The sequence below is a fragment of the Caballeronia sp. dw_19 genome (assembly GCF_018449515.1).
In the GTDB taxonomy this organism is placed as follows: Bacteria; Pseudomonadota; Gammaproteobacteria; order Burkholderiales; family Burkholderiaceae; genus Caballeronia.
In genome coordinates, this window is the sequence record NZ_JAAVUQ010000040.1 from 34050 (window position 1) to 60399 (window position 26350).

The window sequence follows — 26350 nt, forward strand, 5'->3', positions numbered from 1 at the left end:
TCTTTCAACATCATTTCTGTTGGCTGACTGTTCCGCGCGTGTTTCCGCCGCTGCGGCTTATCTGTTTCTTGACGCAAGCATCCTGTCCTGGCGGCCGATCTGCCAAGGCGGTAGTACCGACGCGCAAACATGCGGGTGCACGGCAAGAAAACGCGCTTTCCGATACCCTGCAGTATTCGTAGGTAACGACTATCTCACTTCGCTGAGTCCGTTCACCCTTGCTTCAAGGAGCACGAAGCCATGCAGACCAAAACAGTCAGGATTCCCGGCCCCGATCACCCCATCACGATCGAGCCCAACCCGGCGCGGATCACCGTCACGATCGGCGGGCGTGTCATTGCAGATACCCGCGAGGCACTGACGTTGCGCGAAGCGTCGTATCCGGCGGTTCAGTACATTCCGCGTAAGGACATCGACATGTCGCTGTTGCAGCGCACCGACCACGCGACCTATTGCCCGTACAAAGGGGACTGCTCGTACTACAGCATCCCGCTGGGTGGCGAACGTTCCGTGAACGCGGTATGGACCTATGAAGACACCTATCCCGCGGTCGCACAGATCAAGGACCATCTGGCTTTCTATACGGATCGGGTAGACAAGTTCGACGTGCAACCGGCCGGCTGACACAGGCATGCGGCGTCGCCCGCGCGGCCGCATGCATCGGCGACGCCACACGCTTGCCCAAAGACAAAAGACTGACCAAGCCGTCCTTGATCGATAGCCGTTCGTGCACGCTTTTGCCATTCGACGTATTTTATCGATGACGTCACGAGCGCAGCGTTTGCCTTGGCCGTCGAGGCACTCCTATCAACGCTGGAACGGAATCCCATGACCCCCCAACGCCGCTTGCGGCTCGGCGCTTTCATGCGCCCGGCCACCATTCACACTGGAGCCTGGCGCTACCCCGGTGCATTCCCGGACGCCAACTTCAATTTTGCCCATCTCAAGCGTTTTGCGCAGACGCTGGAGCGTGGTCGTTTCGACGCCTTCTTCATGGCAGACCATCTAGCCGTGCTCAACATGTCTAGCCAGGCGTTGAGGCGAAGTCACACAGCCACATCGTTCGAGCCGCTGACATTGTTGTCGGCGCTTGCGGCGGTGACCGAGCGCATCGGCCTGATCGCGACAGCGTCCACCACGTTCGACGAGCCTTACCACGTCGCGCGCCGCTTTGCCTCGCTCGACCACTTGAGCGGTGGGCGCGCTGGCTGGAACCTGGTCACCACGGCCAACCCGGACGCAGCGCTCAACTTCGGTCTGGAAGAACATGTGGAGCACGGCGAGCGATATCGGCGGGGCCGGGAGTTCTTCGATGTCGTGACCGGTCTCTGGGATAGCTGGGCTGACGACGCCTTCATTCGCGACGTCGAAAGCGGCATGTTCTTCGACCCCGCCAAGATGCATGTGCTGAACCACAAGGGCGAGAACCTGTCGGTGCGTGGGCCGCTCAATATTGCGCGACCCGTGCAGGGCTGGCCGGTCATCGTGCAGGCGGGGTCGTCGGAAGCGGGGCGGCAGATCGCGGCCGAGACGGCGGAAGCGGTATTTACCGCGCAGACCACGCTAGCAGACGGTCAGCGGTTTTACGCCGATATCAAAGGACGCATGGCGAAACTTGGGCGAAATCCCGAGCATCTCAAGATTCTGCCAGCGGCGTTCGTTGTGGTCGGTGACTCGTTGGACGAAGCACTAGAAAAGCGGGCGCGCCTCGATAGCCTTGTTCATTACGACAGTGGCATCGCCTCGCTCTCGATCATGCTTGGTCACGATGTCTCAGGCTTCGATCCCGACGGGCCGTTGCCCGAGATACCTGAAACCAACGCCAGCAAAAGTGCCCGCGAGCGCGTGATCGACTGGGCTAGCCGCGACAATCTCACGATCCGCCAGCTTGCGCAGCGGGTCGGCGGTTATTCGGGGCTTGAAATGGTCGGCACGCCCAGGATGATTGCGGACCAGATGGAGCAATGGCTCGTGGAGGACGGATCGGATGGTTTCAACGTGATGTTCCCCTATCTGCCGGGCGGACTCGACGATTTCGTCGACAAGGTCGTGCCCGAACTGCAGGCGAGGGATATCTTTCGACGTGAATATGAAGGCGTCACCCTGCGAGAGAATCTTGGATTGCCGAGGCCCGAGAACCGTTTTTTCAAGGCATGAAGAACGGATGACGCTGTCTGGCTGAGGCGTCATCGGGAAACAAACGTTTCTTTTCGCCAATTTGTTTCGCATGCCTGAATATGATTCCATCGTATGGTGGAAAATGGCGCGAACAGGCAAGCGGCAACGAATACTGCGTCGAGCCGGAGCGCGCCTGTGCCATTCCGGTTCTGCATTAAGATTGATGTCCCGGGGGTGCCTGTAGGGTGCCTATAGTCACCCCATCACAGGACAAACGAAGGTCATGGGACATTCACAGGCAGAGAAGGCGGCTACGCATCAGCGAATCGTCGATGTGGCGGCACGACGCTTCCGGGAACTTGGGCTGGACGGCATTGGCGTTGCCGACGTCATGAAGGAAGCCGGCATGACAGTCGGCGGTTTCTACAAGCATTTTGAATCGCGCGACGAACTCGTGACCGAAGCGCTCGAGGTTGCATTCAAAAGCCTGGACGTATGGGAAGGACGTGCAGAAAACCTCGCGCAGGCGGTACGCGATTACCTGAGCGAGGCGCATCGGGATGCCCCTGGCCAAGGCTGTGCGCTGGGCGCGCTGCTGGGTGATGTCGGGCGCAGCAATGACGCCACGCGTGAGGTATTCACTGAAAGGGTCAAGCACAATCTCGCATTCTCCGAGGGTTTGCTCGATATCGCGGACCCGGCCGAGCGCCGCGCCCGCGCAATGCTGCAGTTGAGCGCCTGTCTCGGCGCGATCGGGTTGGCGAGAGCGGTCTCTGACCCGGCTTTGTCGAAGGAGATCCTGGACAGCGTCGCAGGGCAACTGATGCCCTTGTTGCCAGGGCCGCCGGCTTGAAGGACACGCGTCGACGCGCGTAGCGCTACAGAAGGGCGTATACCGGTTTAATGGAAACAATTCTTGAAGCGGTGCGTGCATTACATTACATTCGACCCGTTGTCTGCCGGTCGGTCATCGAACATGGATCCGGGTGGCCGGCAATCGAATGCTGAATCGTGCTCTTTGGAGATTGACGATGAAATTGCTTAACCTGATTTGCGTATCCGCAGTCTTGCTTGGCGCGTCCGGCATGGCCGCGGCGCAGGGCAACGGCAACGGTGGTTCAGGCGGCGGCAACGCGCATGGCGCTGCAACGGCCGGTCCGACCACCGGGGGTGACAATAGCTCCACGCCGGGAAGTTCGAGAGGCAAGCCCCATCTCTTCAAGCACAAGAAGAAGCCGGTAACCCCCGCTCAATAACGCCGGACGCTGGAATCCAGGCACCACCCGTGTTAGCCGGTGGCGAACGCAAAAGGCTGTTGCGACTCGGGAAACCGGGCGTGACGGCCTTTTTTAACCTCTTGCGCCGTTCGAATGGCGGATTGCCCGGGAACGCGCGCTCCGGTCGACCGCATGTTCGATGCAGCTCAGCCTGCAGGATTTCTCAGCGATCATTTGGAAGTTGCCCGACGTTGCCCGTTGCGCTGCGCGGCGCCGGCCGGCGATAGTTTGTCCGGTTTTGATCTTGTTCGTCTTCAACGGCCACGCCCACTCGATATTCCAGTGGGTTAGTATCGGATACATGAGTGCCGGTGTTTTTATCGGGCTTGCGAATATTCGGAAACTGATTTTTCGTGCGAAATTTGAACTCCCGGGAGCGGCGTTGCTCGAATGGGAGCAAACGGTGCGCGGCGCCGCCATCTGGCATCATGGTGTTACCGAGCGGCGAGAAACGGTAGCATTCGGTCAGCGCAAGCTGTTTCTCCGGGACTCAATGTGAGTCCCGCGGCTGCGCACTGTGTAATGCATCAAGATTCCGGCGGATATCTGCCGGAACAGTCTGAAATACTAACGTCAGGTCGAAAGAGAATGGCTACAGAACCCCAGCAGCAAAGTCAGAGCGACGTGCTTAACGCCGCCCGCAAAGAGCGCAAGCGTGTCGCAATTTTTCTCGTGAACGGGGTACGGCTGGTTGGCCACATCGAATCGTTCGACCAGTATCTGGTCATGCTGAGTTCAGCCGCCGGTATCCAGGCGGTCTACAAGCACTCGATTTCGACCATCCAGGAAGACACCGGCAAAGCATTTACTGCGGGCGCGGCACGCACGGGCGCTCCGCGGGACGCGGACTCAAAGCGTCCCGTCGCCATTTCCCATAAACGGCGCTTGCCGACGAATATGGGCGGCGAATGAAATGCCCGATTCATGCGCCAGGACGAAACCGGCGTATGAACCACGGTTGCTACGTAAAAAGCCGGTTCAGGTTCGCGGGACCGACGGACCGCTGAAGGCCTGGGAAGGATGCACAGGAACGCGGCGAACATTGCTGCGCCGGCCCGAATTTACCGCAGAACATGGAAAAAAAGGCGAAGCCCAATTGGGCTTCGCCTTTTTTCGATTGATTGTCACCATTTTGTCGCAATCTGGCGTGCCGCCCGACGGCGCTTACCAGGTCCGCTCGGACGTTCTCATCGCCCCGAGGACGTTTTCTTGCGCATCACCAGCACTGCACGCCGCCCGGTATGCACGATGTCTTCGCGCTGCTTCTCTTCAGGAGCTGGCCGCGTAGCGAGATCGAGCGCGTTGACAACCGATTCCAGCCGCGTGTCAGCAGCAACTTCAGCGTCGCTCACCTTCGCCCCGGCATCTGCGGCCAGCGCATGCCGCACGTCAACGGTACGGCACCGGACGTCAAAACCGCTCGCGCGGATAAGCGTCTCGCGCGTCTTCCAAAAAACCTCGGCGGAGCGGGTCATCGGTCGCATGGCGACGTATTCAATAATCACGGGATAACCCCGCACCCGAGGGTAAGCCGCGAGTAACTGGCCAGAACGGATGTACTGCGTGTAACGATCGATTTTTTTGGTCAGCAGCGCAAAATGCGTTGCTTCGTCGTCCCAGTCGAGGTCGTCGAAAATGCCGACGTACACGCGCTTGAACAAAATGTTCACGCCGACGTAATCGATAGTGTCCACGTCGAGAAGAGACATGGTATTTCCCCAGCGCCCGATGCCGGGCAAAGATTGCAGGTGCCTATTGTAATGGACTGCGTCATCCTAAATAAGTACGCGGAGCATGATTGCAACAGTGTACGACCTTCAGGCCTGACGACTTCCAACAAGCTCCGAAATTGAGTGTTTTGGTACGCAGATCAAACTCCGATCTTGAAATAGGAGGATACCTAAAAAGAAGTGGGATTGATTGACAGGTCCCATCTCGAAAAACAAACTGGGTTCACTTTATTTAAATAGTTTGTGCGATTAGATCGGGCAGCGCACGAGCGGAACCTTATTTGTCCGGCAGGAGTAACAACATGAAATCGAAGTCAACTAAGTCCCTTTGGTCAATCAAGTCAGCATTGATCGCGGCCGCATCGTCAATGGTAATGGTAACGGCGGGCGCGTTTGCCACGACTATCGACGGCACCACGTCAGTGCGTGTTGGCGGGCGGGTACAGTCGGTGGACATGGTTACGCACCAAGTCACGGTCATTAACGCGCAGGGCGGCACGGAAGCGTTCCAGGTCGGCAACAACGTGCCGAACCTCGACAAACTGAAAGCCGGCACGAACGTGGTAGGTTCGGCACAGCGCGCGGTCAGGCTGACAGTGCTTGATGCATCATCGTTGGCGGCCGTGCCTTCGCCGGACGGTAGCCGGGTCGTGGCCAGCGTGGCGCGCGTCGACGGCGGGTTGATGACGCTCAAGGACACGCAAGGCGACGTACTGACGGTGCAGGCAAATTCGCCAGCGGCTGCCGCCACGGTTGTTCCGGGTACGCGTGTGCTGGTCGATCTCTCGAACCCGAATTCGCTGGGTTCAGGAAAAGCGCTTAACTGAAGCAGTCGGATTCCTCCGATAGCCGGCAATTCGTCGAAACTTCATCATCTGTACTTCGTTGGTGATTCAGATCCCCGCTGGATGACGAACGGCGAATCGCCCGGGTAAAACCGGTTGATTTCGAGCTTCTACGGAAGCGCGGTAACGCGGCAATCAAGGTACCTCCGCGACCATGCGTTATCGCTAAAAAATCCATTCGGCGCAAGCCGGATGGATTTTTTTTAAGCATTGCGCGTAGCCTGCCTCTTGTTTAAAGGGCGTTGCCCAACGATAACCCTTCCATCGAAAGTTATCCTGTCAGCTATGTGGACGATCCCCACAAGATCTCCCGCAACGACAACTTTGTCTCGGTCAACTCGACCATCGAAAAGGACCTCTACATGCTGCGCGCGGTGCTGAACGGCAGCGCCGATGAAGTCGTCGAACTGGCGAACACGTGCTTCAGGCAAGCACGCCGGGCGCGTTCGGCGTGCTCGCGATAAAGTAACCGGCGAACGCTTGGGCGCAGGCACAGTGCGCTTAAGGCATGTAATCCCGAGACGAGGGCTTTAATGAATAACGACGATGCAACCGGCACTGTGACCGTGATGCAGGCGCTGATGTCGCGCCGCTCCATTCGCGCGTTCCTGCCTGACGTGGTCGACGAAACCACCCTGCGCCAGATCTTTGATCATGCCCGGCGTGCGCCGTCGGGCAGCAATACACAGCCGTGGAAGGCTTATGTGCTGACCGGCGATGCGCGCGATGCGCTCTCGCGAAAGATCCTTGCCGTGTACAACGATCCCGAGGCGGACAAGCTGCACGAGGAAGAATTCGCTTACTACCCGCGCAAGTGGACCTCGCCGTTTATCGACAGAAGGCGCGAACTCGGCTGGTCGTTGTACTCGCTGCTCGGAATAACGCGCGAGGATAAAACCCGCATGAAGGCCCAGCTTGGCCGCAATTTCGAATTCTTCGGCGCGCCGGTCGGCGTGATTTTCGTCACGGATCGCAGCATGGAGCAGGGTTCATGGCTCGACTACGGCATGTTCCTGCAGAGCGTCATGCTGATGGCGCGCGCGTTCGGGCTGGATACTTGTCCGCAGGCCGCGTTCAACCGCTATCACCGGATCATCGCGGAACATCTGGCACTGCCTGACAACGAGATCGTGGTGTGCGGCATGAGCATCGGTTACGCAGATCTGTCGCAACCTGAGAATGCGCTCGTCAGCAGACGCGAAGAGGTCGACGACTTCGTTCGGTTTTTGACGTAACGGCATGACCGGTATCGAAAAAAACAGGGGTTTTGTGATTTAGTTCTTACGGATGTGCTACACGTTTTTACAAAGAGTTGGTTAAGATATCCACGCGTGTCCGATGGCTCGCGAACAAGGTCGTAAGTGTGGGAATATCTGGCACGTAGCGAAGCATGCAGGTCCAGCACGACAAACGCGGTGGACGCCCATGGCGCTGCCGCACCAAAAAAACCGCTTTTCGTGGAGAATCTCGTTATGTACCGAATCCGCATGGCTGCAATGGCTCTCGTCGTATCAGTATCAATTGCCGGGTTGACCGCCCCCGTCGCGATGGCGCAAACCGCCACTACCGACACGGGTGCTTCCACACCTAAGCAGGTGCAGAAGGCGCAACGCAAGGCTGCCCGCAAGGCCGCCCGCGCCAAGAAGAACGCCGAACTGAAGGATCTGGAAAAGAACGGCTACCAGCCAGGCGGTGACCAGACCAACTATCCGCAAAATATCCAGAATGCGGAGAAAAAGTCGGCGGCTGAGAAAGCCAAGGCAGCTTCTGCGCCCTGAACGCCAAGCTTTGGACGTACTGTGATCGCATGAAAATAACCCGCTGAAAGCGGGTTATTTTTTTCCAATGCGTCGAATTCGCGGCACTTCAATTCGTCCGCGTGGGGTTCCTGGCAAAGCGCAGATTCTTTTGCGGTTCCATGCAGTGGCTTGTCATGCTTGCCGCTGTGTTCACGAAGTGCGAGCCTTGCGAATCCTTTATGGCATGCACGTTGCGAGCCTTTTGGCAGCGGCTACGCACCGGCAGATTTTTTGCTGAACCGGTAGAATCGGATGCCGCTTCGGGCCGGGCTTGTTGACGGACGCTCAGACGGTCAAACGTATCGACGTAGCGGGTCGCCGGTCTCAATCTCGGTTCAACCTACCGGCTTTATCTTCCACCAGGCGGTCTATGCGACGTTCCGCGTTTTTTATCCGCGTCATCGGTATCGGGATTCTGTTTCACGTATATATCGGCGTGCGCCTGATTCCGGTTGCACCCGTTGGCGCGCCGCTGCGATGGCTCGCAGTGCTCGCACTCGTAGCTTCCTGCTTGCTGATTCCGCTCGGCATGGCTGCGCGTAATATCAGTCAGCAACCGCTGTCCGATCGTCTGGCGTGGATCGGCCTGCTCACCATGGGGTTCTTCTCCTCACTGTTGGGGCTGACTTTTCTCCGCGATATCGTATTGCTGGTCCTGCACCTGATCAGCAGCGTGCAAAAGGATACGAGCGGCTGGCCTGGTTTCATCGCCTGGAGCGCGCTTGGCGTGCCGCTGCTCGCCGTGCTGGTGACCCTGTTCGGCATCTACAGCGCGCGGCGGCGTGCCGGGGTGAAGAACGTCGATGTGCCTATTGAGAACCTGGCTCCCGCGTTGAATGGCTTCACCATCGTGCAGATCAGCGATATCCACGTGGGCCCGACCATCAAGCGTCATTACGTCGAAAAGATCGTGGCTGCGGTCAATGCGTTGTCGCCAGACCTAATCGCGGTAACAGGCGACGTGGTCGATGGTTCGGTGCCGCATCTTGCCGCGCATACGCGGCCACTTTCCGACCTGAAGGCGCGGCATGGCGCGTTCCTGGTCACCGGCAATCACGAGTATTACGCCGGCGCGGACAAGTGGATTGCTGAATTCCGCCGCCTTGGGCTGAAAGTGCTGCTTAACGAACACGTGATTGTTGATCACGACGGTGCGCGTGCAGTCGTGGCCGGCGTGACCGACTACGGCGCGGGCAGTTTCGACCCGGCCCACAAAAGCGATCCGGCTAAAGCCATGTTCGGCGCACCAGCCGACATCGCGTTTCGTCTGCTGCTGGCCCATCAGCCTCGTAGCGCACCGGCGGCATCGAAGGCAGGGTTTACGCTGCAATTGTCCGGCCACACGCATGGCGGTCAGTTTCTGCCCTGGAATTTCTTCGTCCGGTTACAGCAGCCTTTCGTTGCCGGACTCGAAAAGCTCAACGACTTGTGGGTGTATACCAGCCGCGGCACGGGGTATTGGGGACCGCCAATACGCATTGGCGCCCCGTCTGAAATTACCCGTTTGCGTTTGGTGAACGTGAGTGGCGCGCGTCCTGCCTAACAGGCTGCGGAAATACAGGCCGACTTTACTGAGCCATGAGCGTGATCAGAATTTTCAGCGGGGGATGCTCATAGTTTGGAATATGGACCGGTTAATTTCGGTTTTCGGACCTGTTTATGACGTTCTCTTGCGCATTTTTGGTTCACTGCGCCTGCAACGGACGGAGTTGTCCCAAGGTGCGCATGCGCACGAGGTTGTACGCGGCCATCGTCAGCACGAACATCTGATCGACCTTCTTCAAGCCGCGCACCATCACGTGGCGCATACCGCCGATGCTCTTGGCCCAGCCGAAACCCTGTTCGATGAGCTTGCGCTTTTGCTGTGACACCGCATAGCCCGCACTCCCGGCGATTGACTCGGGCACTGCCGACTGGCGGCCTGACTTGTTTTGCGCCACGTGAGGCGTGATGTTCATTTCCTGGCAAGCCTTGATGAACTCTGCGGCGTCATAGCCTTTGTCTGCCCCCAGCGTGATCTCGCGCGTTGGATCGCCCAGCGCCTGGCGGGCATCGTTGATCATTACTTTGGCCGCTTCGCGCTCGGCATAGCCATCAGCGAGCGTCACCAAGGCGCTGGCGATCAGCCCATGGCGGTTGTCGCTCAACGTGTGGCCCATGTAGCGTAGCTCGCTTGCCGTTTTGCCCTTACGATACAGCCGCGAATCCGGGTCGCTCTTCGATTCATGCGTCTCGTTGCTACGCGTCTCGCCCTTGAAGTTCCCACCGTCTTCGCTGTCCTGATCATCGTCTTTACGTACAAAGCTTTTATGGCCGGCCCATGCTTGAATTAACGTGCCATCGACGCTGAAGTGCTCACCGGAAAGCCAGCACTTCTTCTCGGCAATGCCCACGACCTCGTTGAAGAACTCGATGATTGCGTCATGTTTGATCAGCCGCTCGCGGTTCTTGGTGAATACCGTGGGCACCCACACGGCATCGTCCATCGACAGCCCGATGAACCAACGAAACAGCAGGTTATATTGAACCTGCTCCATCAACTGGCGCTCCGAGCGAACGCTATAGAGCACTTGCAACAGCATCGCGCGCAGCAACTTCTCCGGCGCAATGCTGGGCCGCCCACCTTTGATATCAGCCTCGTACATGCCGGCAAACAAGCGATCCATCTTGGCCAACGCTGCGTTGGCCATCTTGCGAATCGAGCGCAGCGGATGATCTGCTGGAACAAAGTCCTCCAGCTTACGCAAGGTGAATAGGTTCTCGGTGAAGGTATCGGCGCCGCGCATCGTCTTCTCTCAGTTGGGGGCTTTACTAACAACGTTTGAACTGACCTTTTGGGTGACTTCGGAGTGAGGTATTTCCGCAGTCTGCTAAGTCCTGATTACCAGTCAGCTTCAAAGATTCAGGTTTTGCCCGGTGTCCTGAAAAGGACGCCGGTTTTGCATGGAATTCCTGTTGAATTGAAGTGATTGTGATAAAAATTAAAATTAATCCGATCTATTAAATGCCTCACCCGATTACTTGATAATCAGTAATTAATGCGGTTTCGTGGACAGAACTCCGGTGTGCGCGGTATAAATAGCGCTCGCAAATTAATGCGCTGGCGCTCCTAAATAGAATTAATCATTCGATTCGGTGCGCGATTTAATTTTCCTTCGCCCGGAGAAACTGCATGACCGCAAAATGGACTGTGGCTTTATCGTTTGCCTTATTAACGGTGACAGCGCAGGTTGGCGCGCAAACCGATCAGCAACTTTCCAGTGCCGCAATTCAATCCGCGCTGAATGCCCCGCCAAAGCAGCTTCACGCGCAGATTGTCGGTATCGACGCGGGTGCCAGGACCTTGACGCTAAAAGGCGCGAAGGGCCGGGTGCTGCCGGTGGCGGTCGGCAAGGAGGTGACGAACTTCGATGCCTTGAAGATTGGCGATCGTGTGGATGTGCAGGTCAGGGATGCGATGCTGATCAGGGCAACGAAAGCCTCAGCGAAGGGCGATGAATTGCGAAAACGTGTCGATACCGAGGTTTATGCGCCCGCATCCGGTTCTCAGGGTTTCGGCGCAGTCCACGAAACCGAGATTGTCGCAACAGTGCAGAGTGTCAATAGCAAGAATAAAACAATCACCCTGCGTGGCCCATGGCATACAGAGACGTTCGATTTAAGTTCTGAAATAGCCGCATATAAATTGAAGCCGGGCGACACCGTTCACGCCGTATTAATTTCAGCCACGGCAGTGGAGGTCACGCCCACGGCAAAATAATGTGTGGACGTGGTTGAAAATCCGCACTTCACCATTTAAATGCGGATCAAAACCGCGCCTGCCGTGACGAGTGCGCACGCCAGCACGCGCCGCGCGGTCAGCTTTTCTCGCATGAACAGCCAGCCGATCAGAACGGCGAAGATCGAACTAAGCTCGCGCAACGCTGAGACCATCGCAATGGGCAGATAGCGAAAGGCAATGATCACAATGGTGTACGCGACCATTGCGATCGCTCCGCCGCTTAAGGCTTGCAGCGAGCGTCGCGGGTCGTCGAGGAACAGGCGGCGCGGGCCGCCGTATCGATAAAAAGCCATCGCGGCGAGGGGCAGGTTGAAGAGGATGTACGCCCACGCGATATATCCGAAGCCGCTACCGGCTACGCGCACGCCGATGCCGTCCACGATTGTGTAAGCGGAGATGAACGCGCCCGTCACGAGCGCGGCCGGCACACTTGCAGTGGCGAAACGGCGCTTGCGGAATGCCAGAGAAATGATACCGATCGATACGAGCGCGACGCCCGCCAGCGCGAGCGGCCGAAGATGTTCGCCCGCGAAGACGAACGCGCCAGCGAACACCAGCAGCGGCGAGAGGCCGCGCGCAATGGGATAAATTTGCCCGAAGTCACCCGCCTTGTAGGCCTTCGCCAACGCCACGCAATAACCGAGTTGCAAAGCCGCCGATGCCGCGATGTACGGCCAGCTTGCGCGCGCCGGCGCGGGCACGAACAGCAACACGATCGCCGAACACACGAGGTAGGGGAAAGACATCATGCCGAACTGCCATACACGGTCGCCGCTGGTGTGCAGGAAGGCGTTCCAGGTGGCGTGCAGCAGCGCGGAGAACAGGACGAGCAAGACGATGAAAGGCTGCATCAGGACCGCGGGAAGGGTGCCGGCATGGTGTCGGCGTACGTGGCAATGCAAGGCGTTTGGTGGCGAAAAGTGGCAAACGGCGAAACGCCATTATGTCAGAGAACGCGAGCTGCCGCTGGCCGGACGAGCCGCCCTGTCATGACAGTATCGCTTGACCACCGCCTGCGCGCATTGCGTTCGACCGCGCGGCGCTTTTCTCACCTGCCCGTAGCGATGCACAACCCATGCGCATACGTCTTGCAGCAAACTGATTACATCACAGCCGGTCAGTGCGTGATTTACCAGAAGCCGTTTGTTTCAATCGTTGCCTCAGTTTTTCAATGAAAATTCAGACGAGGGCCGTAGGGGCGCTTTCGCGTCTCACGCAACGGCTCCTCGCCAGGAGATTGATTCGATTTCGCTTCAGTCCGACAGGATTTTCCTCATAAACCGCAGCCCATGTCTAGCGCGTTTCGACCTCTAACCCTGCTGCATGGCTGTTGCCGCGAATGTAGTGTTCCAATTGGTGGATCGTGAATTGTTGCTCGACGATCAGGTTCCTGACGAGATCGCCGATTGATACCATGCCGATCAGCAGGCCGCCGTCGATCACCGGAAGATGACGTATGCGGTTTTCAGTCATGATCGTCATGCATTCGTCTGTCGTTTGATTAAGGCGAACGTATCGGATGGCTTTCGACATGACATCGCCCACGGGCGTCTCTTTTGACAACCGGTCGTGCAGCACGATTTTCCGGGCATAGTCGCGCTCTGTCACGATGCCGGTGATGTGGTCTCCGGACGTGACCACCAGGGCCCCAATTTGTTTATGCGCCATCAGCTTGATGGCGTCGAAGACACTCGCCGACGCCTCGATCGTGTGAAAGGACTGATCTGTTTTTGAACTCAGCAATTGTGCGACTGTTGCCATCATGTGCCTCGATTAAGAAATAGGTTTGAGCTGTTACTCGTGTTGGGCGCATATCCGCGCTTTTTAGCCGACGTTGTCAGCCGAAGTCGAACAGGTCGCCGAGAAGCGACTTCTTCTTTTTGTACGGATAACGCCGGTCGCGATACTCATCGTCGCCGTAACCGTGGCGGCGATCGTGGTCGTTGTAATGACGACCTTCGTCATGCCGGCGCGCGACCGGGGTACTTGCCGCTGCCGCTTGCGCTTGCGGGACAGATTCGTCAGCGGCGCGCCCGATCAGTTTGTCGAGCTCACCGCGATCCAGCCACACACCACGACACGTCGGGCAATAATCGACTTCGATTCCCTGGCGGTCCGCCATCAGCAGATCCGGCGTCTTGCACACTGGACATTTCATTACCTTGGCTCCTTCATCAAAACCCTAACGAAGCCTCAATGTAGCGGATGAAAGCGTAATGTAAAATTCGTATTTTTGGCGTTAATACTTCGAGAAAACCGATGTATTCCAGCATCGCCATGGAGGCATGAATGAACTTCAAGCATTTGTATTATTTCTGGGCCGCGGCGCATGCGGGCGGCATTGCGCGTGCCGGCACGCAGTTGCACATCACGCCTCAGACGCTGAGTGGCCAGATCAAACTGCTTGAGGACGCGCTCAATAAAAAGCTCTTTAAAAAGAGCGGCCGCAACCTTGAACTGACCGATGCGGGCCGGCTTGCACTCGATTACGCCGATGAGATCTTCTCGCTCGGCGCCGAGCTGGAAAGCGCGGTCAGGCAGGAGAAGGAAGCCGCGCGGGCGCAACTGCGCGTGGGCGTGGCGGATTCAGTTCCGAAGACGGTGGCTTATCGTCTACTCGAGCCGGCATTGAACCTGTCGGACTCACTGCGGTTGATCTGTCACGAAGGCAAGCTGCATGCGCTGCTTTCGCAATTAGCCGTGCATAAGCTGGACCTGATCATTGCCGACGCCCCTATCCCGCCCGATGTGAACGTCAAGGCGTTCAACCATTCGCTCGGCCGTTCGACGCTGAGTTGCTTCGCATCCAAATCCTTGGCGGCACGCGCAGCAAAGGCTTTTCCCACATCGTTGAGCGACATGCCGGTGCTGTTGCCCGGCACTGAGTCAGCAGTCCGAAGGAAACTCGATCACTGGCTGACGTCGCGCACGATCTCGCCGCGCATTGTAGGAGAGTTCGACGACAGCGCGCTGACGCTCGCTTTTGGCCGCGAGGGAAGGGGTGTGCTGTTTGCACCGACGGTGCTGGCGGCACAACTTAAACGAGAGCACGGCTTGATTGCGGTTGGACACATCGAAACAATTGTTGAAGAGTTCTTCGCCATCTCCATTGAACGGCGGATCAGCCATCCCGCCATATCGTCGATCATGAGCGCGGCGCGCAGCAAGCTGTTCAATGCGTAGATAGTGCCGAGTCGCATGAGCGCGTCCTCCGCCGACGGGCACTCTGTGAATAAATCTCTTACATTACATTTAACTTTCCACTATAACTGTCGTACGTGTTGCGGACTGCCATGTCGCGTACCACGTCTCGGCCCGCCAGGTTTGCCTGCGGGCCTTTTTTTATCGCACGGAACAATCGGAAAAATACTTTCATATTTCTTTCAGTATTAACCCGATCTGGTAAAAACCCTGTCAATTCTTTCATTGTACTTACTTGATATATTACATATTGTGTATTCCATCGCCATCGAAACGAAGGACAGGCGATGACGGAGACGTCCATTCGGCGTCCCGAATACAAGGCAGCGAATGCCAAGGAGACAGTGATGGAAACGAACCGCCAGGAAGGTACGTCGCGGCTAGCGTCGCCGTGGATGCAGCTCGTGTTTGGCGTGATCTGCATGGCCATGATCGCGAATATGCAGTACGGCTGGACCTTGTTTGTGAATCCAATCGATGAAAAGCATCACTGGGGTCGAGCGGCGATTCAAGTAGCGTTCACGATCTTCGTGGTGACGGAAACCTGGCTGGTTCCTATCGAAGGTTATCTCGTCGACAAGTACGGTCCGCGTCCGGTTGTCGTCGCCGGTGGGTTGCTTTGTGCGATCGCCTGGGCGCTCAACTCGGTGGCTTCGTCGTTGCCGTTGCTGTATTTCGCGGCGGCCGTGGGTGGCGTTGGCGCGGGGGCCGTGTATGGCACGTGCGTTGGCAATGCGCTGAAATGGTTCCCTACTCGCCGTGGTCTGGCAGCCGGTATCACCGCCGCCGGCTTCGGTGCGGGATCGGCCGCAACTGTCGTGCCGATCGCGCACATGATCAAGAGCAGCGGCTACGAAGCCACCTTCCTGTGGTTCGGCCTCGGTCAGGGACTGGTGGTGTTCCTGCTCGGGATGGCGCTGTATGCGCCGCCCGCAAGCCTGCTTGCATCGGTCAAGAGTGCCTTGAAGAGCGATGTTTATAACGCGACGCCGAGGCAGGTCGTAAGCTCTCCGATCTTTTGGGTGATGTACCTGATGTTCGTGATGATGGCGGCCGGCGGCTTGATGGCGACCGCACAGCTTGGTCCGATTGCGAAGGACTTCGGCCTGCATGACTCGCCTGTCTCGCTGCTTGGCCTGACGTTGCCCGCGCTTACATTTGCGCTGACGATCGACCGCGTTCTCAACGGCTTGACGCGGCCTTTCTTCGGCTGGATCTCGGATCGCACCGGCCGCGAGAACACGATGTTCATGGCGTTTGCGATTGAGGCGGTCGGTATTTTGCTGCTGTCGAAATATGGACAGAGTCCGGTGGCGTTCGTCGTACTGACGGGTATTGTCTTCTTCGCCTGGGGTGAAATCTACAGCCTCTTTCCCGCGACTTGCGGCGATACGTTCGGGCCAAAATTTGCAGCCACCAATGCCGGCCTGCTCTACACGGCGAAGGGGACGGCGGCCTTGCTCGTGCCGTTCAGCAGCGTGATTACGGCCGCGACCGGCAGTTGGCACGCGGTCTTCATGCTGGCTTCGGGAATGGCTGCGGCGTCGGCGCTGCTGGCGCTCTTTGTGCTCAAGCCAATGCGGCAGGCTCACAAGGAGAAGCATGCATCCACCATAGCCGGCATGCCGTTTGGTTCGGCCTTGAAGGAGTGATCATGCTATGCGGCGAAGCTCATGTGTTCTCCAGCTTCGCTCGTTTGTAATGAAAGAATGGCCGGTGTTCATCCGGCCGTCCTACTATTTCCTGCCCACCAGATAGCAGACGCCTTCGGGACCGTAACGCTCACTATGCGTTTCGTTTGCCCTCAAATGGAACACGTCGCCTGGTCGATAACGCGTGTCTTTATTGTCGATGCTCAGCGTCAATTCACCTTCGAGAATCAGCGCCTTGGCTTCGAACGCATGCGCGTGGTCGTCAAGAGACGCGCCGGCTTCGCGCTCCACCAGCACGGTGGTCTGAAAACCCCCGCGCGCGAGCATTTCGATGAAATCGTCGCGTTCCATGATCGTTCCCCTTCTAGCGGGTCTTGGGTCACCTACTAATATAAGTTGAAACGACGCGGTGCAGGCGAGGATGCTTAGCGCCGCGTTGTGCGGCGAACGTGGTCCTCCGAGCCCCTGGCATGTGAGCGAATTTGAAATTCGCGTAAAATATGAGGATGCACTCATATTTTACGCGTTACCTTCTGTCACGCGTGTCTACAATGGAAGCCACTATGCCAAGTCTCGATTTGAATCCTGAACTCACCGCGCTTATCTCGATCGATCTGCAAACCAGCAATCTCGCGCGTCAGCTCGCGCCGCATTCCGCCGCCGACGTGCTCAGCAAGACCGTGCAACTTGCCAATGCATTGCGTGCGAAGGGCGGCACGATCGTCTGGGTGCGCGTGGATGTAACGGCATTGCTGAGCCTTCCCGCCGACGCGCCGCTGACGCGTCCGCCGGGTTCGCCGCCGCCGCCCGCGAATGCATCGGAGTTGTCGCCGGATCTGGGCGTGCAGAGCGGTGACGTCGTCGTGACCAAGCGTCAATGGGGCGCGTTTTATGGCACGGATCTCGAACAGCAACTGCGCCGCAAGGGTATTCGAACGATCGTCATGAGCGGCATCGCGACGAATTTCGGCGTGGAGTCGACGGCGCGTGCCGCGTTTGATCGCGGTTATGAACTGGTGTTCGCGGAGGACGCCATGACGTCGCTGACAGCCGATGCACACACGTTTGCGACGCGGGAAATTTTCACGCGCATGGGGCGCGTGCGGTCCACGGATGAGGTGGTGACGGGGCTGCAGGAGGGGTAATTGAAATACAGCGAAGGAGGCGACGCATCGCCCCTAAGCAAACTCAGCTCTCCAGCCGCGAACCTTTCGCCAACGCCATCGCTTCAAGATCACGCGTCGATCCTTTCGCCGGCCGCCCGGCCCAGTACCCTGCCAGCAAGGATCCCGACAAGTTGTGCCAAACCGAAAACAGCGCACCCGGGAGCGCTGCGATCGGCGTGAAATACAGCTTGCCCAGCGTGGCAGCGAGTCCCGAGTTTTGCATGCCGACTTCGATTGCCAGCGTGCGGCACACGGCTTCATCGAAACCCAGCAGACGGCCGCCCCAATATCCGCCAAGCAAGCCGATACCGTTATGCAGGATCACGCCCAACATCACCAGCAAGCCGACCGACGCAATACTTTTCTGCGTCCCCGCCACCACGGCCGAGATAATCAGCAGGATTGCGATCATCGAAATGATCGGCAACGCGGGCTCGATTGCTCGCACGGTCTTGTTGAACAACTGATTGATGATCAGCCCGGCGACGATAGGCAATGCGACGATCTGGAGAATGCTCATGAGCATGCCGTGGACATCGACGGCAATCGACGCATCCACGTAAAGGCGCGTCAGCAGCGGTGTGGCGAACACGCCGACCAGCGTGGACAGGGCACTGATGGTAACGGACAGCGCCACGTCGCCGCGCGCGAGATAGATCATCACATTCGACGCCGTGCCACTGGCAACGCTGCCCACCAGCACCATGCCTGCGGTCAGGTCGGGCGGCATGCGCAGCAATTTGGCGATGCCCCAGGCCGCGAGCGGCATCACCAGGTAATGCAAACCGATCCCCGCTATAACCGGCGCCGGCCGGGTGAAAACGCGCCGGAAGTCGGCGAACGAAAGCGTTACGCCCATCGCGAACATGATGATGGTGAGTAGCGTGGTGACGTGCGGCGCAATGCCTGTGAACGTTGCCGGCGAAAAGTACGCGACGACCGAAATGAGAACGGCCCAAAGAGGGAACAAGCGGGTGACGCGCGAAAGCATGGAGAGACGATCCTGGCTGATTGATAGGGGCGTCGCCCGGAGCGCTGGGGCATCAGGCGCGGGCGATCAGTCACGAAGCAACGAAACGAAAAGAAGGGTGTTCCAGGCTTGACCGACGGTGCTGTCGATAAATGCGGCCGGTGACGCAAGCCGTCACGGGTCCTTGTGGGACCGGCGGGCGGCGAATATGCGTCGACGTGAATTGTAACGTTTCGTCGGAAGAAACCCGCTGGAGCGGATTTCCCGCTTACCTCAGGCGCGCGACCGTACCCGCGTCCGGCTCTCCGCCGAAATAGGTATTCAGCGCCAGTTCGAACGGCATCTTGTCGGTGGCGGCGTGGGCGAAGAGGGTCATCGACGAATGGAATTTCAGGTCGTCGGGGTAACCGAAAATTTGCTCCACCGAGCGCCCGTCGAGCGCATTCACGATTTGCGTGAGAATCAGCAGCCGCTCGCCGAGCACGGGATGAGCGAGGTAGGCCCGCGCCTCGTCCACCGATGAAATCGCGTAGCGGCGCGCCATTTCGCTATGACCCAGTCCCTGGATCTGCGGAAACACGAACCACATCCAGTGCGTGCGTTTCTTGCCGGCCTCGAGCTCGGCCGTCACCGTCTGGAACAGCGGATCCTGCGCGTCGATAAAACGCTGCAAGTCAAAAGGATCTGGATCGGTCATGCGAGCCTCCGGGGTCTTCCTGGGATATTGCCGCAAACCACGTTCCCGGCGTTTTTCGTGGCTAGACGACCACGCGGCCTCAGATCTAATCCCGGTCATCTGCGAACGATATTCCGCTTTCTGATATCTTCACGGCCATGCAAAACATCATCGAAATTTCGAATCTGTCGAAGAGCTATGCGTCTGGCTTCAAGGCGCTGAAAAACGTCACGCTGAATATCCGCCGCGGCGAAATCTTCGCATTGCTGGGGCCGAACGGCGCCGGTAAAACTACCCTGATCAGCATTGTGTGCGGCATCGTGAACGCCACGGAAGGCACGATCCGGGTCAACGGTCACGGCATTATCTCCGACTACCGCGCCTCCCGCGCGATGATCGGCCTCGTGCCGCAGGAGTTGACCACCGACGCCTTCGAGTCCGTCTGGGCGACCGTTTCATTCAGCCGCGGTCTGTTCGGCAAGCCGCCGAATCCGGCGCACATAGAAAAGGTGCTGAAGTCGCTGTCGCTCTGGGACAAGAAGGACAACAAGCTGGTCACGCTGTCCGGCGGCATGAAACGCCGGGTGCTGATTGCCAAGGCGCTCTCGCACGAACCGGAAATCCTGTTCCTGGACGAGCCGACCGCAGGCGTTGACGTCGAACTGCGCCGCGATATGTGGAATCTCGTGCGCGGCCTGAAGGCGAGCGGCGTGACGATCATCCTGACGACGCACTACATTGACGAAGCCGAGGAAATGGCTGACCGGATTGGTGTGATCAACGGCGGTGAGATCATCCTGGTCGAGGAAAAAGCCGAACTGATGCGCAAGCTCGGCCAGAAGAAACTCGCGCTGCAGCTGGAAGACGAGATCGAGCACATTCCCGCCGGCCTGAGTGATTACCGGCTCCACCTGTCGGCCGACGGGAGTGAGCTGACCTACACCTACGACGCGCAGGATGAACCGGGCCGCATCATTGCGCTGCTGAAAGACCTCGCCGATAACGGCGTCAAGTTCAAGGACCTGCAAACGACGCAAAGCTCGCTGGAAGATATTTTCGTGAGCCTGGTCGGAGAGAAAAAATGAATATTCATGCAGTCCGCGCAATCTATCTATTCGAAATGGCGCGCACCTGGCGCACCATCATGGGCAGTATCATCTCGCCGGTGATTTCCACCTCGCTCTATTTCGTCGTGTTCGGCGCCGCGATCGGTTCACGCATTCCCGAAGTGAACGGCGTGAGTTACGGCGCGTTCATCGTGCCGGGGCTCGTCATGTTGTCGTTGCTCACGCAGAGCGTGTCCAACGCGTCGTTCGGCATCTATTTCCCCAGGTTTACGGGGACTATCTACGAACTGCTGTCGGCGCCGGTTTCGTATATGGAGATCGTGCTGAGCTACGTTGGCGCGGCCGCCACCAAGTCGATCATCCTTGGCCTCATCATTCTTGCGACCGCGCGGCTGTTCGTGCCGTTGCACGTCGATCACCCGTTCTGGATGATCGTATTCCTGCTGCTGACGGCGGTGACGTTCAGCTTGCTGGGATTCATCATTGGCATCTGGGCGGACGGGTTCGAGAAGCTGCAGGTGATTCCGCTGCTGATCATCACGCCGCTGACTTTCCTGGGCGGGAGTTTTTATTCCATCGATATCCTGCCGCCGTTCTGGAAAGCCGTCGCGTTGTTCAATCCGGTGGTGTACCTGATCAGCGGGTTTCGCTGGAGTTTCTACGGCACCGCCGATGTCGGCGTCGAGATCAGCCTTATCATGACGCTGGTGTTCCTCGCGGTGTTTATCGGCGTGGTCGCATGGATCTTCAAGACGGGTTACAGGCTGAAATCATAGGGAGCGTGGCTGATGCGTGACGTGCTGATCGAACGGTTCGGGCTCCAGCCGCACCCTGAGGGCGGGTATTTTCGCGAGACATTTCGCGGCGCGGACAGGGTAGCGCGCGAGCTCACGCGTGATGTTGCGCCCGGCGAGACGCGCTCCGCATCGACGGCGATCTACTACATGCTTTGCGATGGCGCGCATTCGGCGTGGCATCGAATCCGCTCGGACGAGGTGTGGCACTTTTATGCAGGAGAGCCAATCAACGTTCATGTCATCGATACCGCGGGGCAGTTGCTCACGCATCGCCTGGGTAACGCACTGACGCATGACGACGCTGTATTCCAGGCGGTCGTTCCGGCGGGGCAGTGGTTTGCGGCGGAGTTATGTGACCCGGCGGCGTTCGCGCTGGTGGGCTGCACGGTAGCACCGGGTTTCGAGTTCAGCGAGTTCGAACTTGCCGATGTAACCGCTTTGACAAAAGCGTATCCGCAGCACGAGGCCGTGATCGGAAGGTTGGGTCCGGCGGTAGGGGCGAAGCGCTGAGCGCATGCCGGTGCATGCCACACACTGCATACAACCCATACCTGAGAACAACGTAAAAGCAGAACAAAAAAAAGCGGCGCTCTCATTTCTGAGGCGCCGCTTTTTCGTGCTTCTATTATAGATTGGCCCTGACTGCGTCGCGGACGGCATCCATCATGCCGCCGTGATTCAGCGGTATGTCGAGTGAATCACCATAGACGTCCTGATCCGCTTGTGCACGTGCTTCCTGCGATTCGCGGCGTACCGGCGATTCGTAAGCTGTGTCACCTGAACGAATAGTGTCTCTGGCTTCGACGCGCTGCGCTTGATAACTCTTCACGATGAACTCCTTGCAGTGATGGAGCGGCGGGAGACTGCGATCCTACGGAACTGCCATGACAGATTTACGACTCTTGACGCTTTTCGGTGCACGACTGTAACGGCGGCGGACCGCTTGCCTCTGGCCGTGTTGCGCACCCTGCAATGAAAGCGCGGCTCTACAGTTTAATGGCGTTGCGTTACGGGATTCGTACTTCTGGCTTATGAAACGATGGCTGCACTATCAGCGTGCAGCCGCGAGTTTGGGCTTGAAACTTGCAAATGACGCAAGCGTTTGCGGGGAGGCAGGAACACACCGGAGCGGTCGATAAACGTGTCAGGCAGACAGTACGAACCAGCCCGGTACTGCATTTATCCGCGTGTGTATTACCGTCGAGGGAAACAGTTAAAGCTGTTTCTCAGAACCGGCGTGTCCGGTGCACGTGTTTCACATAGCGAAAAGCACAACCGCATGATGCAGTCGTGCTTTCGTGCCATTTAACCGGGCTCCGCGACGCGTTCAGGCGTGCTGGTCCTGCAAATCGGCGTCGCTGGTCTCGCCCTGTGGCATGGAAGCCGCAAGAATCATCGCCGATGCGTTCTGTGGTTTCGGGTCGCGCTGTGACGGCCGGTACACCGAATCGCCTCGATGAATGAGCGCGCCGGTCAATGCGCAGGCGCCGTCAGACGTGGCCGTGGTCACGCGCCATCCCTGGTAACCATAGTGGCAGGTTGCCGCGTCGGACCAGTACACGATCGCCGTCGCGCTGCTCGGCCGCTCGATCACGCGCACCACAGCCTCGGGGAACGGCCGTGGCGATTCCGGCGACGCCGAGACAACCCGCGGATGATCACGCTCCCACGCACGCGTGAGCCGCTCTAGAAACGGGTGCGCGGCCTTTTGCTGCGGGGCAGGAGCTGCCGCGCGGTTGTGGGTCGCTGTCAATGAGCGGACCGTTTGCAGCCACGGGTCCGCGCTTCTCGCTAACGCTGTCATGGTTCGTTCCTGGCATGGTTCAGGGTCGAACTTACGCAATCAGCCTGCCCGGATAAATACCCTTAAGGTGAATACACTGTCTTGTTAGCGCGAATAATCGCAACAACGCTTTATGCAATAAGGCTTTGCCCGATATCGCGATGCGGCAGAAACGCTGTGTGCGCTTCATTGAACGTTTTAATGGGTTCGATAGTGGGGCCATTCAGCGAGAGCCTTGCGTGCGGAGCGATTCTGATTTGTATGGATTACGTAAGGTGTCAAGTTTCGCCGCATTGCCGGGGAATGCGACTTGCGTAGGCCATACTAGCTGTGTACTTACAACGTTGAACGAGGTGTTCGTGAAGAAAAGTCATATTACTGTTGCAGTACTGTTTGCAAGCTTGGGCCTGACAGCTACGGCGCTTTGCCCAAAGCGGCCCCGGCGGCCCGGGTAATCAAGATCGACCGCAAGAGCGTCCGGGTAGCCCCGCTATGCAAGGCCACAACGGCGGCGGTTATCAGAACCAAAGTCAAAACCACGGCCCTCAAGGCGGCCCTGGTGCCCAGAACCACAACAACGGCCGTCCGCCCGTGCCCATGCATGCTGACAATGGCCCGGGACGTGCCGGTCCTGGCGGCCCGCGTGCAGAAGGCCCGCGTGATTGGCACAACGGGGACCGCTTGCCGAGCGACTATCGTGATCGCCAATATGTGGTCGACGATTATCGCGGTTATGGATTGCGTCAGCCCCCGCGCGGTTACCACTGGGTGGGCGTGAACGGCGATTACGTGCTTGCCGCGATCGCGACCGGCGTGATAGCGCAGATCGTGCTGAGCAACGGCCACTAAGCGCTTACTCGCGGTCTTACTTGCGCCCCGCTGCCGTAGCGGACGTATCCGCGAGTCAAATTAACAAGGCCGGTCCAAACTCGCGTTTTGGACCGGCCTTGTTTTATGCCCGCGGCGTGAACTCTCCACCGCCACCGTTGCGCTACATCCTGGCGGTATCGGTGATCGCTTTCACCACGCGCGCCAGCGACTTCAACGCTACGTCAGGCGATTCTTCAAATTGCGCACCGACTATGGCGCCATCCACCGCCATGGCCAATGCACGCGCGTCGGCCTTCGCCATTCTCGACGATGCCGGCAAGAGCGTCCTGATGACCGCGGCCATGTCCAGCTTGTGACGTCGTGAAATATCGACCGCTTCGGGCAGGGTCCCGCCCACTTCCACCACCGCGTTAATGAACGCACAGCCGCGATACACATCGCTCTCGAACCATTCTGCCAGCGCCGGCACCAGCGCATCCGCGTCTGCGCCGTGACGCTTCACGGCGTCTTCGAACCAGGTCATCCAGTTGCGATGCCTATACTCCAGGAATGCAACGATCAGATCGTTTTTCGCCGGATAGTAGCGATAAAACGTCTTCTTCGCGACGCCCGATTCCGCGATCACACGATCGATGCCGGTCGCGCGAATGCCATCCCGATAGAACAGCGCGTGGGCGGTGACAAGAATGCGCTCGGCCGGTGACAGCTCGGCCAAAAGCTCTGTATTTGATGAATAGTTGTTCATGGTGAGTCATTGTAGACAGGTCTGTCTCCTTGCGCTAGAGTGAGGGTGTAGACAGACCTGTCTACTGGCAGATCATGCTGTCGACCGACAACACAATCGACATTACATCATTCGCCGATCAACTCCCCACGATCAAAAGGAAACGCCATGGAAAGCAAACCGCCGTTCCCGCCATTCGATGCCGACACCGCCCGGCAAAAGGTCCGTCTCGCGGAAGACGGCTGGAATTCCCGCGACCCGAAGCGGGTTGCCCTCGCCTATAGCGAAGACACACGCTGGCGCAACCGCGCAGAGTTTGTGTCGGGACGTGCTGAGGTGGAGGCGTTCCTGGCGCGCAAATGGGCGCGTGAACTGGACTATCGGTTGATCAAGGAATTGTGGGCGTTCACCGAATCACGGATTGCGGTGCGCTTTGCTTACGAATGGCACGATGATTCCAAAAACCGGTTCCGGAGCTACGGCAATGAGAACTGGGAGTTCAACGAAGCTGGCTTGATGACGCATCGGCACGCGTGTATCAACGACTTGCCGATCAAGGAGTCCGAGCGCAAATATCACTGGCCGCTCGGCCGCCGTCCCGACGATCATCCTGGCTTGAGCGACCTGGGGTTCTGATCGAAGCTCGGCCGGCAGTCTCTTCGATCATCGATTGCATCGACTGACTGCCGGCATGCTAGCGGCCTCGCCGCCGGTAAAAGGCCCACCATCCCGCCAGCACGGTGAAGGTCGCAACGATCGCCACCATCAGCCAGAACCCGTGTTTGTTGTCGGCCAGCGGCACTCCGCCAACATTCATGCCGAAAATCCCCGCGACTATGTTGATCGGCAGCGCCAGCACGGTAACCAGCGTCAGCGTGAAAAGCGTGCGGTTGCTTTGCTCGTCCGTGCGCGCGGCGATCTCTTCCTGCAGCAGCTTGATGCGTTCTACCAGCCCCGCAAGATCGCCCAACACCAGCGAAAATTCCTCGGTGGCATCGCGAAGATCCTGAAGGTCGAGATTTTGCAGCCAGCGCGGCGGCCGTGCCAGCAGCCGGAAAATCGATCCCGGTTCAGGCGCGAGCAAACGCTGCAACCTGACGAGCACGCGTCGCGACGCGCCGAGTTCGGAGCGGGTAGCGGGGGACCGCATGGAAAGAAACCGGTCTTCTATCTGGTCGATGTCAATGCTCGTGCGCCGGACGATTTGTACCAGCAGATCGGCCTGGTCGCGCAACAGATGAATGAGCAGTTCGGCCGTCGACCGGAAGACCTCGCCGTTGCGTACCGATTCCCGCAGTGTATCGATGGAACGCAGCGGTTTCAGCCGCGCGGTGATGAGCAGCTTTTCGCGCGTGTAGACCCATAACGTTGCGATTTCGGAGGGTGTTACGTCGAAGTTGAACATCACGTCGTTGATGACGGCGAGCAGCGCGCCCTCCTGATGTTCTATCCGCGTGGAATGCGAGCCGTCGCGCAGGTTCTCGAAGAAGGCGTCCGGCAGCTCGAGCTGCGTGCGCATCCAGCGTTCGCTTGCGCTGTTCGCGAGGTCGAAGTGCAGCCAGACGAAGTCGTTCGAAGCGCGTTCGGCGCTGGATTGCGCCAGCCACTCGAGCGCACCGGCGGAGTCGATAGCCAGGCCCGCCGTGTCCGGGGCGAAACGAAAGCCGCACACGATGCCGGAGAAATCCGAGGCGTAGGGTAGGGCGGTAGTCATGGTGAGTCGGTCATCAGCAATGGCAATTGGAAGGGACTGCGGATTTCGATTGTCCCTGCCATGCAATTCGAATCAAGCAACGTCCGCCTCGATTTGCGTTATTGTTGGGCAAATGCCGCGTGACACAGAAAGTACTTATGGTTGTCACGCCCTATGGGTAGACTCGCGCGGTGCAAGAGGGCCGTCGGGCGCAGCCCGACCCTTTAAGCTTCATCGGGG

The 26350-nt window shown here is 58.4% G+C and carries 29 protein-coding genes and 3 pseudogenes; 20 read left to right on the top strand and 12 right to left on the bottom strand.

The window, feature by feature from the left end:
- Window positions 1-240 precede the first annotated feature (240 nt).
- The 6 genes and pseudogenes from HB376_RS33685 to hfq form a co-directional block, all read left to right on the top strand.
- Window positions 241-624: a DUF427 domain-containing protein gene (locus tag HB376_RS33685; protein WP_213767984.1), complete on the top strand. Its 384-nt coding sequence runs from the start codon at window positions 241-243 to the stop codon at window positions 622-624.
- Window positions 625-828: 204 nt separating this feature from the next.
- The gene (locus HB376_RS33690; protein WP_213767985.1) at window positions 829-2157 is read left to right on the top strand and encodes an LLM class flavin-dependent oxidoreductase; all 1329 of its coding nucleotides are present in this window, start codon (window positions 829-831) and stop codon (window positions 2155-2157) included.
- Window positions 2158-2401: 244 nt separating this feature from the next.
- Complete coding sequence (locus HB376_RS33695) at window positions 2402-2971, top strand: TetR/AcrR family transcriptional regulator (RefSeq protein ID WP_213767986.1); 570 nt, start codon at window positions 2402-2404, stop codon at window positions 2969-2971.
- A gap of 178 nt (window positions 2972-3149) precedes the next feature.
- Window positions 3150-3374: a hypothetical protein gene (locus tag HB376_RS33700; RefSeq protein WP_213767987.1), complete on the top strand. Its 225-nt coding sequence runs from the start codon at window positions 3150-3152 to the stop codon at window positions 3372-3374.
- A gap of 160 nt (window positions 3375-3534) precedes the next feature.
- On the top strand, window positions 3535-3894 hold the full coding sequence (locus tag HB376_RS33705) for a hypothetical protein (protein WP_213767988.1): 360 nt from the start codon (window positions 3535-3537) through the stop codon (window positions 3892-3894).
- Between the two features lie 89 nt (window positions 3895-3983).
- A pseudogene (gene hfq, locus HB376_RS41410) lies at window positions 3984-4193 on the top strand (RNA chaperone Hfq); the annotation flags it as partial.
- Window positions 4194-4582: 389 nt separating this feature from the next.
- Here hfq and HB376_RS33715 read toward each other — a convergent pair.
- Window positions 4583-5104 (bottom strand): DUF6572 domain-containing protein, encoded by a 522-nt coding sequence (locus HB376_RS33715; protein WP_213767990.1) that lies wholly within the window; start codon window positions 5102-5104, stop codon window positions 4583-4585.
- 323 nt (window positions 5105-5427) lie between these two features.
- Between HB376_RS33715 and HB376_RS33720 the strand changes: the two genes are divergently transcribed.
- From HB376_RS33720 to HB376_RS33740, 5 genes and pseudogenes are all read left to right on the top strand, one after another.
- The gene (locus tag HB376_RS33720; protein WP_213767991.1) at window positions 5428-5952 is read left to right on the top strand and encodes a hypothetical protein; all 525 of its coding nucleotides are present in this window, start codon (window positions 5428-5430) and stop codon (window positions 5950-5952) included.
- 266 nt (window positions 5953-6218) lie between these two features.
- A pseudogene (locus tag HB376_RS41835) lies at window positions 6219-6329 on the top strand (acetyl-CoA hydrolase/transferase C-terminal domain-containing protein); the annotation flags it as partial.
- 174 nt (window positions 6330-6503) lie between these two features.
- Window positions 6504-7205, top strand: coding sequence for a nitroreductase (locus HB376_RS33730; RefSeq protein ID WP_213767993.1), 702 nt, complete (start codon window positions 6504-6506; stop codon window positions 7203-7205).
- A 237-nt stretch (window positions 7206-7442) separates the two neighbouring features.
- The gene (locus HB376_RS33735) at window positions 7443-7748 is read left to right on the top strand and encodes a DUF4148 domain-containing protein (RefSeq protein WP_213767994.1); all 306 of its coding nucleotides are present in this window, start codon (window positions 7443-7445) and stop codon (window positions 7746-7748) included.
- A 391-nt stretch (window positions 7749-8139) separates the two neighbouring features.
- Window positions 8140-9312: a metallophosphoesterase gene (locus HB376_RS33740; protein WP_213767995.1), complete on the top strand. Its 1173-nt coding sequence runs from the start codon at window positions 8140-8142 to the stop codon at window positions 9310-9312.
- Window positions 9313-9454: 142 nt separating this feature from the next.
- Here HB376_RS33740 and HB376_RS33745 read toward each other — a convergent pair whose 3' ends face one another.
- Window positions 9455-10555 carry an IS5 family transposase gene (locus tag HB376_RS33745; protein ID WP_213767996.1) on the bottom strand — a complete coding sequence of 367 codons (1101 nt, stop codon included), beginning with the start codon at window positions 10553-10555 and terminating at the stop codon, window positions 9455-9457.
- Window positions 10556-10941: 386 nt separating this feature from the next.
- Between HB376_RS33745 and HB376_RS33750 the strand changes: the two genes are divergently transcribed.
- On the top strand, window positions 10942-11529 hold the full coding sequence (locus HB376_RS33750; RefSeq protein ID WP_213767997.1) for a hypothetical protein: 588 nt from the start codon (window positions 10942-10944) through the stop codon (window positions 11527-11529).
- Between the two features lie 35 nt (window positions 11530-11564).
- Here HB376_RS33750 and HB376_RS33755 read toward each other — a convergent pair whose 3' ends face one another.
- The 3 genes from HB376_RS33755 to HB376_RS33765 all read right to left on the bottom strand — a co-directional run bounded on the left by HB376_RS33755 (window position 11565) and on the right by HB376_RS33765 (window position 13708).
- A complete protein-coding gene (locus HB376_RS33755) occupies window positions 11565-12401 on the bottom strand; it encodes a DMT family transporter (protein ID WP_213767998.1) in 837 nt (278 codons plus the stop codon).
- Window positions 12402-12843: 442 nt separating this feature from the next.
- The gene (locus tag HB376_RS33760) at window positions 12844-13311 is read right to left on the bottom strand and encodes a CBS domain-containing protein (protein WP_213768033.1); all 468 of its coding nucleotides are present in this window, start codon (window positions 13309-13311) and stop codon (window positions 12844-12846) included.
- A 76-nt stretch (window positions 13312-13387) separates the two neighbouring features.
- The gene (locus tag HB376_RS33765; protein WP_213767999.1) at window positions 13388-13708 is read right to left on the bottom strand and encodes a zf-TFIIB domain-containing protein; all 321 of its coding nucleotides are present in this window, start codon (window positions 13706-13708) and stop codon (window positions 13388-13390) included.
- 131 nt (window positions 13709-13839) lie between these two features.
- Here HB376_RS33765 and nhaR point away from each other — a divergent pair, with 131 nt between their 5' ends.
- Both nhaR and oxlT read left to right on the top strand, forming a co-directional pair.
- Window positions 13840-14733, top strand: coding sequence for a transcriptional activator NhaR (gene nhaR, locus HB376_RS33770; protein ID WP_213768000.1), 894 nt, complete (start codon window positions 13840-13842; stop codon window positions 14731-14733).
- 365 nt (window positions 14734-15098) lie between these two features.
- Complete coding sequence (gene oxlT / locus HB376_RS33775; RefSeq protein WP_213768034.1) at window positions 15099-16403, top strand: oxalate/formate MFS antiporter; 1305 nt, start codon at window positions 15099-15101, stop codon at window positions 16401-16403.
- A gap of 84 nt (window positions 16404-16487) precedes the next feature.
- Here oxlT and HB376_RS33780 read toward each other — a convergent pair whose 3' ends face one another.
- Window positions 16488-16754, bottom strand: a complete 267-nt coding sequence (locus tag HB376_RS33780; RefSeq protein ID WP_213768001.1) for a cupin domain-containing protein — start codon at window positions 16752-16754, stop codon at window positions 16488-16490.
- 212 nt (window positions 16755-16966) lie between these two features.
- Here HB376_RS33780 and HB376_RS33785 point away from each other — a divergent pair, with 212 nt between their 5' ends.
- Window positions 16967-17548 carry an isochorismatase family protein gene (locus tag HB376_RS33785; protein ID WP_213768002.1) on the top strand — a complete coding sequence of 194 codons (582 nt, stop codon included), beginning with the start codon at window positions 16967-16969 and terminating at the stop codon, window positions 17546-17548.
- 43 nt (window positions 17549-17591) lie between these two features.
- Here the strand turns inward: HB376_RS33785 and HB376_RS33790 are convergent, their stop codons facing one another.
- Window positions 17592-18560 carry a bile acid:sodium symporter family protein gene (locus HB376_RS33790; RefSeq protein ID WP_213768003.1) on the bottom strand — a complete coding sequence of 323 codons (969 nt, stop codon included), beginning with the start codon at window positions 18558-18560 and terminating at the stop codon, window positions 17592-17594.
- A 247-nt stretch (window positions 18561-18807) separates the two neighbouring features.
- Window positions 18808-19236 (bottom strand): DUF1810 domain-containing protein, encoded by a 429-nt coding sequence (locus HB376_RS33795; protein ID WP_213768004.1) that lies wholly within the window; start codon window positions 19234-19236, stop codon window positions 18808-18810.
- Between the two features lie 137 nt (window positions 19237-19373).
- Between HB376_RS33795 and HB376_RS33800 the strand changes: the two genes are divergently transcribed.
- The 3 genes from HB376_RS33800 to HB376_RS33810 are packed head-to-tail and all read left to right on the top strand — an operon-like array spanning window position 19374 to window position 21589.
- On the top strand, window positions 19374-20300 hold the full coding sequence (locus HB376_RS33800) for an ABC transporter ATP-binding protein (RefSeq protein ID WP_213768005.1): 927 nt from the start codon (window positions 19374-19376) through the stop codon (window positions 20298-20300).
- A complete protein-coding gene (locus HB376_RS33805; RefSeq protein ID WP_213768006.1) occupies window positions 20297-21058 on the top strand; it encodes an ABC transporter permease in 762 nt (253 codons plus the stop codon). Before HB376_RS33800 ends, HB376_RS33805 begins: the two co-directional genes overlap by 4 nt.
- Before the next feature lie 12 nt (window positions 21059-21070).
- Window positions 21071-21589 carry a cupin domain-containing protein gene (locus tag HB376_RS33810; RefSeq protein WP_213768007.1) on the top strand — a complete coding sequence of 173 codons (519 nt, stop codon included), beginning with the start codon at window positions 21071-21073 and terminating at the stop codon, window positions 21587-21589.
- A 115-nt stretch (window positions 21590-21704) separates the two neighbouring features.
- Here the strand turns inward: HB376_RS33810 and HB376_RS33815 are convergent, their stop codons facing one another.
- Both HB376_RS33815 and HB376_RS33820 read right to left on the bottom strand, forming a co-directional pair.
- Complete coding sequence (locus HB376_RS33815) at window positions 21705-21908, bottom strand: hypothetical protein (protein WP_213768008.1); 204 nt, start codon at window positions 21906-21908, stop codon at window positions 21705-21707.
- Between the two features lie 498 nt (window positions 21909-22406).
- Window positions 22407-22883 carry a DUF3331 domain-containing protein gene (locus HB376_RS33820; protein WP_213768009.1) on the bottom strand — a complete coding sequence of 159 codons (477 nt, stop codon included), beginning with the start codon at window positions 22881-22883 and terminating at the stop codon, window positions 22407-22409.
- Window positions 22884-23519: 636 nt separating this feature from the next.
- On the opposite strand from HB376_RS33820, the pseudogene HB376_RS41415 reads away from it, so the two are divergent.
- Window positions 23520-23711, top strand: a pseudogene (locus HB376_RS41415) (RcnB family protein); the annotation flags it as partial.
- Between the two features lie 142 nt (window positions 23712-23853).
- Here HB376_RS41415 and HB376_RS33830 read toward each other — a convergent pair.
- A complete protein-coding gene (locus HB376_RS33830; RefSeq protein ID WP_213768011.1) occupies window positions 23854-24438 on the bottom strand; it encodes a TetR/AcrR family transcriptional regulator in 585 nt (194 codons plus the stop codon).
- Window positions 24439-24585: 147 nt separating this feature from the next.
- On the opposite strand from HB376_RS33830, the gene HB376_RS33835 reads away from it, so the two are divergent.
- Complete coding sequence (locus tag HB376_RS33835; RefSeq protein WP_213768012.1) at window positions 24586-25053, top strand: nuclear transport factor 2 family protein; 468 nt, start codon at window positions 24586-24588, stop codon at window positions 25051-25053.
- 58 nt (window positions 25054-25111) lie between these two features.
- Here HB376_RS33835 and HB376_RS33840 read toward each other — a convergent pair whose 3' ends face one another.
- Entirely contained in the window at window positions 25112-26131 is a 1020-nt protein-coding gene (locus HB376_RS33840; protein WP_213768013.1) for a transporter, read from the bottom strand.
- Window positions 26132-26350: the final 219 nt, after the last annotated feature.